This is a genomic window from Microcoleus sp. BROC3 (genome assembly GCF_036702515.1).
Lineage (GTDB): Bacteria > Cyanobacteriota > Cyanobacteriia > Cyanobacteriales > Microcoleaceae > Microcoleus.
The window spans coordinates 1-2,498 of the sequence record NZ_JAUBTQ010000149.1 but is presented as its reverse complement, the minus strand read 5'-3'; the positions used below and the strand labels follow the sequence as shown (position 1 = coordinate 2,498).

Genomic DNA, 2,498 nt, shown 5'->3' with positions numbered 1-2,498 from the left:
TGCTGAAATAATTCTACGGCTTTGCTAATAGCCCAAGTTCCCTGGACATCTGGTGCTAATTGTTTAACGACACAGGGTTGATTGAGTCGATCAATATCTTCTGCTAAATAGGTTCTGCCGAAGCCACCTTGACCGAGGAGTTTGATCATGCGAAAGCGATTTCGCAGGAGGGGTACGAGTTGAAGACCACAACTGATGCAATATGTTTGTCCGTCGGGGTTTTCGGGTTTTTGACAGTCGGGATTGATACAGCAAATCATTTGTTTTATGAATGATATTGTTTATATTGTATAGGACTTACGCATGGGGCCCAGAAACCGGTTTTTTTTTTATGAAAATACTTCGTTCGATCTCGCAGATTCGGTAAAAAACCCGCTTATGAAGGCCGAGTGCGTCCAGTAGTCTAATTTGTAGGGTGCGGATATGTGAGATTTGCATCTTACTTGGATATTGTAGATGGCGACGCACCCTAAAGCTTCAACCTACGCACCATCAGGTTTTCGTTGGTGTAGACGCGGTTTCAACCGCCGATTCCAATTCTTGAAAAATTTTGTAACTACCGCAAACTACTTCGATACAAGTATCCCCTTCCAGCCGAAAGTAGAAAAGGGGCGACGAACCTGTCTCAACCAAACCTGCTTGATTTTGAAAAGGATAGGACAAAGTAGATAAAATTTGACTCTTATCTTCTGTCAATTGTCTTAATTCTGCGTTACCCACCCAGAAGCAAGACTCTTCAGAGTCGGAGTTGACTGGTTGAGAGATTACCTGATGAACGAGTTGATAGAATTCGATGGAAGTGTCATAAATCCCGGTTCCGAATGTAAAGTCTAAGCGCAAGGTTAAAGGTTGGGGGATTAGAGTAATGCCTGCGAGGTCGGCACTTTTCAAGTCTTCTATGCAAAAATTTTTTAAAGGACGATCGGTTGTAGCAGTCATAGAATTATTAAATTCAATTAAGATATGGACGGCGGCCCAGAACGATAGACACGAATCACTTTTCCCGTCAGTATCTCAGCATTAGATATCGCATCATTAATATTCGCACTCAGTCTAGGCATATCGTCATCTCGCGTGCAGGCAATAATACCACAATGGTCTGGTTTCAGCTTGTGCAGTTGAAAGAAATCCCGCCGATTGACGGTCAAAAGAGCCCGATTTTCAGCCGATCGCCTCAGCTTTTTCGATCGCCGTTCAGCCCAAGAGTTGTACTTCTAATTCTTCGATTGTCAAATAAATTTGGGGATTTATGAATTGTGTAGCTATTTGATATTGTAAGGCGATATCTCTATCAGTTATCAAGCTCGGTAGTCTTAATTCTGCGGTAGGGGCGGGTTTTACCAACCATCTATGTCGGAACCAACAACATAATAAACCAGCCCCGGCCTAATCTCCGAATCCTCTTCACAAGCCCCCGGATTCATCCGTGGGGTCTATCTTGGAATTCTTTAATCTAAAATCTAAAATCTAAAATCTAAAATCTAAAATCGATTAACTGACTCTCGCGGTCTGTCGCTGCGAGATAGTCGATTTGATTTGTAGATTGTTCAATGCGACGCACCCTACGACTACTACGCGGAAACTAGGACGAGGAAGAAACCGAAGCTACCGCCACGCGAAAACCGAGGTGCCTGCTGCGATGGATCGCCCAATTCCTGCCACGATAGGCACTACGGCAATAGACCGTATTGCAGTTCCAGGCACCAGCACGCAGCACTCGGTTATTATCTGTTCCAGTTTCCCAAGAACTTCCATCAGTCGGTGCGCCGTTATAATTACCATGCCATTTATCGCTGCACCATTCCCAAACATTCCCGTGCATATCATACAAACCAAACGGATTCGGCGGAAAACTCGCCACATCCGTTGTTTGTTTGCGGTAAAGTCCCTTCGGCGCAGAACCGTAGGGATAATTGCCATCATAATTAACTAAATCCGGGGTAATCGTGTCACCAAAATAGAAAGGCGTTGTAGTTCCGGCGCGACAAGCATATTCCCATTCGGCTTCCGAAGGTAAGCGATAAATCTTGCCGGTTTTTTGAGAAATTTTCTGGCAGAATTCCAGAGCATTATTCCAGCTTACTTGTTCTACAGGACGTTTCAAACCTTTGATATCAGAAGGGTTATTCCCCATCACTACTTCCCACTGTTCTTGAGTAATGGGATATTTACCCATAAAAAAAGGAGAGATATTAACAGTACGCTGCGGCCCTTCATTGTTACTTCGCCCTGCTTCCGTATTGGGAGAACCCATCACGAAACGGCCACCAGGAATTGCTACCATGTCTAAGGTTGCACCGCCACCTAAATTTTCCCTAAAAAATTGTGTTTGACGGTGTTGATGGCTAGTTATATTACCCCGCACATCAACTGTCACCGTGTCAAATTCAAACCTTTTTAAAGTCTGTATAAAATTTGGCGTTGACTGACGTTGAAAATCTATTAAAACTTCATCTGCTGATTGATAGCGCTGCTGGATATCTTTTGCCAACAACTTA

General features: G+C 43.8%; 4 protein-coding genes. All 4 read right to left on the bottom strand.

The features are described from left to right. Positions 1-260 (bottom strand): 4-Cys prefix domain-containing protein (locus QUB30_RS33270; RefSeq protein ID WP_333342560.1); only part of this gene is annotated, 260 nt, incomplete at its 3' end. A gap of 232 nt (positions 261-492) precedes the next feature. After that, positions 493-939 (bottom strand): hypothetical protein, encoded by a 447-nt coding sequence (locus QUB30_RS33265; protein ID WP_333342558.1) that lies wholly within the window; start codon positions 937-939, stop codon positions 493-495. Between the two features lie 17 nt (positions 940-956). Continuing rightward, positions 957-1,178: a DUF5615 family PIN-like protein gene (locus tag QUB30_RS33260; RefSeq protein ID WP_333342564.1), complete on the bottom strand. Its 222-nt coding sequence runs from the start codon at positions 1,176-1,178 to the stop codon at positions 957-959. Between the two features lie 404 nt (positions 1,179-1,582). Beyond that, positions 1,583-2,498 (bottom strand): formylglycine-generating enzyme family protein (locus QUB30_RS33255; protein WP_333342555.1); only part of this gene is annotated, 916 nt, incomplete at its 5' end.

What these genes read in the sequence shown, in the direction of transcription:
- QUB30_RS33265 (WP_333342558.1), bottom strand. Translation starts at nt 939, where the DNA reads ATGACTGCTACAACCGATCGTCCTTTAAAAAATTTTTGCATAGAAGAC.